The 5388-nt window shown below is 70.5% G+C and carries 4 protein-coding genes, 1 tRNA gene and 1 pseudogene; 5 read left to right on the top strand and 1 reads right to left on the bottom strand.

Translation table 11 applies throughout. The features are described from left to right. Positions 1 to 1293: pseudogene (locus ACH9D2_RS06250) on the bottom strand (pyruvate dehydrogenase (acetyl-transferring), homodimeric type); the annotation flags it as partial. 438 nt (positions 1294 to 1731) lie between these two features. Between ACH9D2_RS06250 and ACH9D2_RS06255 the strand changes: the two are divergent. From ACH9D2_RS06255 to gndA, 5 genes are all read left to right on the top strand, one after another. Continuing rightward, complete coding sequence (locus ACH9D2_RS06255; RefSeq protein WP_368799796.1) at positions 1732 to 2148, top strand: DUF3052 domain-containing protein; 417 nt, start codon at positions 1732 to 1734, stop codon at positions 2146 to 2148. A gap of 35 nt (positions 2149 to 2183) precedes the next feature. Further along, on the top strand, positions 2184 to 2642 hold the full coding sequence (locus tag ACH9D2_RS06260) for a redoxin domain-containing protein (RefSeq protein WP_396361982.1): 459 nt from the start codon (positions 2184 to 2186) through the stop codon (positions 2640 to 2642). Between the two features lie 31 nt (positions 2643 to 2673). Continuing rightward, positions 2674 to 3576 carry a Sir2 family NAD-dependent protein deacetylase gene (locus ACH9D2_RS06265; RefSeq protein ID WP_396361983.1) on the top strand — a complete coding sequence of 301 codons (903 nt, stop codon included), beginning with the start codon at positions 2674 to 2676 and terminating at the stop codon, positions 3574 to 3576. Positions 3577 to 3706: 130 nt separating this feature from the next. Continuing rightward, a tRNA-Val gene (locus ACH9D2_RS06270) sits at positions 3707 to 3779 on the top strand. 123 nt (positions 3780 to 3902) lie between these two features. Continuing rightward, positions 3903 to 5360, top strand: coding sequence for an NADP-dependent phosphogluconate dehydrogenase (gndA, locus tag ACH9D2_RS06275; RefSeq protein WP_396361984.1), 1458 nt, complete (start codon positions 3903 to 3905; stop codon positions 5358 to 5360). Positions 5361 to 5388: the final 28 nt, after the last annotated feature.

Here is a 5388-nt window from a genome sequence, read left to right on the forward strand (position 1 = left end):
CTTGAGGTCCTCCATGGTCAGCTTCTTCATCTGGTGGGTCGCGTTGCGGGCCTCGAAGTGGCTGCCCAGCCCGTAGCCCTTGACGCCCTGCGCCAGGACCACGGTCGGCTGGCCCTCGTGCTCGGTCGCGGCCTTGTAGGCGGCGTAGACCTTCTGGTAGTCGTGCGCGCCGCGCTTGAGCTCCCAGATCTCGTCGTCGGACATGTCCGCGACGAGCTCCTTGGTGGCCGGGGACTTGCCGAAGAAGTGGTCGCGGATGAACCCGCCGGACTCCGCCTTGTAGGTCTGGAAGTCGCCGTCGAGGGTCTCGTTCATGATCCGCACGAGCTCGCCGTCCTCGTCCTTGGCGAGCAGCTGGTCCCACTCGCGGCCCCAGAGGACCTTGACGACGTTCCAGCCGGCGCCGCGGAAGAAGGCCTCGAGCTCCTGGACGATCTTGCCGTTGCCGCGCACCGGCCCGTCCAGGCGCTGCAGGTTGCAGTTGACCACGAAGGTGAGGTTGTCGAGCTTGTCGTTGGCGGCCAGCTGCAGCAGCCCGCGCGACTCCGGCTCGTCCATCTCGCCGTCGCCCAGGAACGCCCAGACCTGCTGGTCGGAGGTGTCCTTGATCCCGCGGTTGTGCAGGTAGCGGTTGAACTGCGCCTGGTAGATCGCGTTCATCGGGCCGATGCCCATCGACACGGTCGGGAACTGCCAGAAGTCCGGCATCGAGCGCGGGTGGGGATAGGACGGCAGCCCGTTCGGGGCCTTCGTCTTCTCCTGCCGGAAGCCGTCCAGCTGCTCCTCGGTGAGCCGGCCCTCGAGGTAGGCGCGCGCGTAGTTGCCCGGTGCCGAGTGGCCCTGCCAGAACACCTGGTCGCCGCCGCCGGGGTGGTCGGGGCCGCGGAAGAAGTGGTTGAGGCCCACCTCGTAGAGGGTCGCCACGCCGGCGTAGGAGGAGATGTGCCCGCCCACCCCGATCTCCGGGCGCTGCGCGCGGTGCACCATCACGGCGGCGTTCCAGCGCAGGAACGCCCGGTAGCGCCGTTCGATCTCCTCGTCACCGGGGAACTCCGGCTCCTGGTCCACGGGGATCGAGTTCACGTAGTCGGTGGTGGTCACCATCGGCACGCCCACGCTCTTCGCGCCGGCGTGCTGGAGGAGGGCGCGCATGATGTACTGCGCCCGCTCCGTGCCCTGCGTCTCGATCAGGCCCTCGAAGGACTCGATCCACTCCCGGGTCTCCTCGGTGTCGGAGTCCTTCAGGTTGTTGGTCAAGCCACTGAGGATGTGGTGGTTGCTGGATGAAGGCACGTTCAACCTCTCTTCGTCGAGTTGCCCGACAGGTACCCGGGCGGGTGCGCGCGCGAGGACGCGGCCGGGTCGTCCGACAGTCTCAAAATACCCGTTGCCCGTTCCGGTTCCCGGACTCCGTCCGGAACGGGCGGAGTCCGGGAACCGGCCCGTCGTGCGGATCGCGCCGACAGGGCTGCCCGGGCACACGGGGTGTCTGTTGGGACCATGCTTCCACACCCGGGGCGGGCCGTCACACGGCGTGTCACCCCACGATTCGGCGGCGCTCACCGTGCGGGAGCTTGAAAGACACCCTGATCCGGTGTTGTCTGGACGGTGAAGCCGGTATCCGGCCCGCCACCGTGCCCCCGCGGTCCGCCGACGGGCAGGCGGAGCCCAGCACCGGTACGCAGTGCGTGGTCGTCGTTCGTCGGCCCGATCCCAGAAGGAGCAAGAACAGTGAGCGAGGCCAAGACCACCGCGGGTGACGCGGTAGTCCAGCTCGGTTTCAAGGATGGCGACTACATCCAGGAGTTCGGATACGACGAGGACGTCGACCTCGACCTGAGGGACGGCATCGAGGAAGTGATCGGGTCCGACCTGCTCGACGAGGAGGACCAGGAGGTCGTCGACGCCGTGCTCCTGTGGTTCCGCGAGGGCGACGGCGACCTCGTCGACACCCTGGTGGACGTCACCACCACCCTGGACGACGGCGGCGTGGTGTGGGTGCTGACCCCGAAGGCCGGACGGGACGGCTACGTGCCGCCCGCGGAGGTCCAGGAGGCCGCCCCCACGGCGGGCCTGCACGTGACCACCACGGCACGCGTCAGTGCGGACTGGGCCGCGACCCGGCTCATGCCCAAGCGCAACATCTGACCGGGCGCCACGGAACCCACCGGAGGAGACCACGCATGCTCGAGATCGGCGCCCCCGCTCCGGACTTCACCCTCAGGAACCAGTTCGGCGAGCCGGTCACCCTGAGCGGTCTCCGGGGCCGTCCCGTGGCGATCGTGTTCTTCCCGTTCGCGTTCTCCGGGACGTGCACCGGGGAGCTGTGCCGGCTCCAGGACAGCCTCCCCGTGTTCGACGACGCGGGGGTGAAGCTGCTCGCGGTGTCCGTGGACTCGAAGTACACGCTGCGGGCCTTCGCCCGGGAGGAGTCCTTCGACTTCGACCTGCTCTCCGACTTCTGGCCCCACGGGGACGTGGCGCAGCGCTACGGGGTGTTCGACCCCGTGGCCGGTCTCGCGGAGCGGGCCACGTTCGTGCTGGACGCGGACGGTGTCGTCGTCGACGTCTTCCGGTCCGAGCGCGGCGTCCCACGGGAGCTCGAGGCCTACCGCGCCGCCCTCGCCAGGCTGAGCGGCTGAGCGCGGCCGGACCGGCCCCGAGCGAGCCACGATGCCCACCGTCCGCGCCGGCTACGGCGCTCCCGTGCACCCCGACCAGTTCCCCGATCCCGACGCCGCCGGGCTCGAACCCGGGCTGGCCCGGGCGGCCGCCCTGCTCGGCGGCCTCCGGACCGCCGTCCTGACGGGCGCGGGGATCAGCACGGACTCCGGGATCCCGGACTACCGGGGCCCCGGCTCCACCCCGCGCACCCCCATGACCTTCGACGAGTTCATGGGCAGCGCCGCCATGCGCAGCCACTACTGGGCCCGCAACCAGTACGGGTGGCGCCACCTGGCCCGCGCCCGGCCGAACCCCGGGCACGCGGCACTGGCCCGCCTCGAGGAGACGGGGGCCGTCACCGGGGTGGTCACCCAGAACATCGACCGCCTGCACCAGGCCGCGGGATCCCTCAACGTCGTCGACCTGCACGGGCGCTACACGCAGGTGGGGTGCATACGCTGCGCCACCCTGATCCCGCGGGCCGTGCTCTCCGACCTGTTCGACGAGCTCAACCCCGGCTTCTACGACTCGATCTCCTCCCCGGACGACATCGAGTTCGCCCCGGACGCCGACGCCGTGGTGCCGCGCACGGCCGGGTTCCGGGTGCCCGACTGCCCGGTCTGCGGCGGGGTCCTGAAGCCCGACGTCGTGTTCTTCGGGGAGAACGCGCCCCGGCACCGGGTGCTGCGCGCGCTGCGCATGGTGGACGCCGCCGACGCCCTGCTGGTCGTGGGGTCCTCCCTGACGGTGAACTCGGGACGCCGTTTCGTCCGGCACGCCGTGCGCGCCGACGCACCGGTGATCATCGTCAACCACGGGCGGACCCGGGGCGACGCCGCGGCACGGCTGAAGGTCGACGCCTCCGCGACCGACTTCCTGGTGGGACTCGAGCAGCGACTCGCCCGCCCGTAGACTTCCCGGAAAGTATGGCCAACGTCACACCGGAGCCGGACCGCACCCGGTCGGCGCCGGTCCGTCACGGCGGGTAACCTGATCGGGAACCGGGTGCCGGCGGTTGCGGAAACCTCCCACCCGGTTGTCAGGGTCTTTAGCTCAGCTGGTAGAGCGCCACGTTTACACCGTGGATGTCATCGGTTCGATCCCGGTAGGACCCACGAGTTCCCGCGCTGCCCACGGTGGGGCCGCGCGTGCCCTCCGGCGAGCTCGGCAGGGCGCTCCCCGCGGCAACAGGTGCGCACCGGACGAAGCCGGTCCCCGGGGTTTGTAGGCTGGGGGGCATGGCAGCAGAACAGAAAGCTCAGATCGGCGTCACCGGCCTCGCGGTCATGGGCGCCAACCTCGCCCGCAACTTCGCCCGGCACGGTTACACCGTCGCCCTCCACAACCGCTCCGTCGAGAAGACGGACGCCCTGCTCGACGCCCACGGCGACGAGGGGACGTTCATCCGCACGGAGACCCTCCAGGAGCTCGTGGACGCCCTCGAGACCCCACGCCGCATCCTCGTGATGGTCAAGGCCGGCGCCCCCGTGGACGCCGTCATCGAGCAGCTCGTGCCGCTGCTCGAGAAGGACGACATCATCATCGACGGCGGCAACTCCTACTTCCAGGACACCCGGCGCCGCGAGCGCGAGCTCGCCGAGAAGGGCCTGGACTTCGTGGGCGTGGGCGTCTCGGGCGGTGAGGAGGGCGCCCTGCTCGGGCCGTCCATCATGCCCGGTGGCCCGGCCAAGTCCTACGACTCCCTCGGCCCCCTCCTCGAGGACATCGCCGCCAAGGCCGAGGACGGCAAGCCGTGCTGCGCCTGGATCGACACGGACGGCGCCGGACACTTCGTGAAGATGGTGCACAACGGCATCGAGTACGCCGACATGCAGGTCATCGGCGAGGCGCACGAGCTGCTGCGCTCCGTCGCGGGGCTGGAGCCGGCCGAGCAGGCCGACGTCTTCGAGCAGTGGAACCGCACCGAGCTGGCCTCCTACCTCATCGAGATCGCCGCCCACGTGCTGCGCCAGGTGGACGCCCGCACGGACCAGCCGCTCATCGACGTGATCGTCGACGCCGCGGGGCAGAAGGGCACCGGCCGCTGGACCGTCCAGGAGGCCCTCGAGCTCGGTTCCCCGGTCACCTCGATCGCGGAGTCCGTGTTCGCCCGGGCGCTGTCCTCCGCCGAGCCGGAGATGCGCCTCGAGGCGCAGCGCGTGCTGCCCGCCGGCGTCGGGGGCACCACCGAGGACGTCGTGCACGACCCCGAGTTCGTGGAGGACGTGCGCAAGGCCCTCTACGCCTCGAAGCTGGTCAGCTACGCCCAGGGCCTCGACATGCTCACGATGGCCGGACGGGAGTACGGCTGGGACCTCGACCTCGCGACGATCGCGAGCCTGTGGCGCGAGGGCTGCATCATCCGGGCCGAGCTGCTCGAGGTCATCATGGAGGCGTACAAGGGGGACAAGCAGCCGCTGAACCTGCTGTTCGCCCCCGAGTTCGTCACCTCGATCGAGGAGGCCCTCCCGTCCTGGCGGCGCGTCGTGGCCCGTGCCGTGGAGCGCGGCATCCCCGCGCCGGTGTTCGCCACCACGCTGAACTACTACGACTCCCTGCGCCGGCCCCGGCTCAACGCGGCCCTGACACAGGGGCTGCGCGACTACTTCGGCGCGCACACCTACCGGCGCACCGACGACGCCGAGGGCGTCTACCACACCCTGTGGAGCGGGGACCGCTCCGAGGTCGTGGCCTAGCCGAGGCCTCTCACGACGGCGCCGGCCG

The sequence above is a fragment of the Kocuria rhizosphaericola genome (assembly GCF_044462205.1).
GTDB lineage: Bacteria > Actinomycetota > Actinomycetes > Actinomycetales > Micrococcaceae > Kocuria > Kocuria rhizosphaericola.

Bases quoted from the DNA above. Each gene is read 5' to 3' on its own strand.
- ACH9D2_RS06260 (WP_396361982.1), top strand. From the start codon at position 2,184: ATGCTCGAGATCGGCGCCCCCGCTCCGGACTTCACCCTCAGGAACCAG.
- ACH9D2_RS06265 (WP_396361983.1), top strand. From the start codon at position 2,674: ATGCCCACCGTCCGCGCCGGCTACGGCGCTCCCGTGCACCCCGACCAG.
- gndA (WP_396361984.1), top strand. From the start codon at position 3,903: ATGGCAGCAGAACAGAAAGCTCAGATCGGCGTCACCGGCCTCGCGGTC.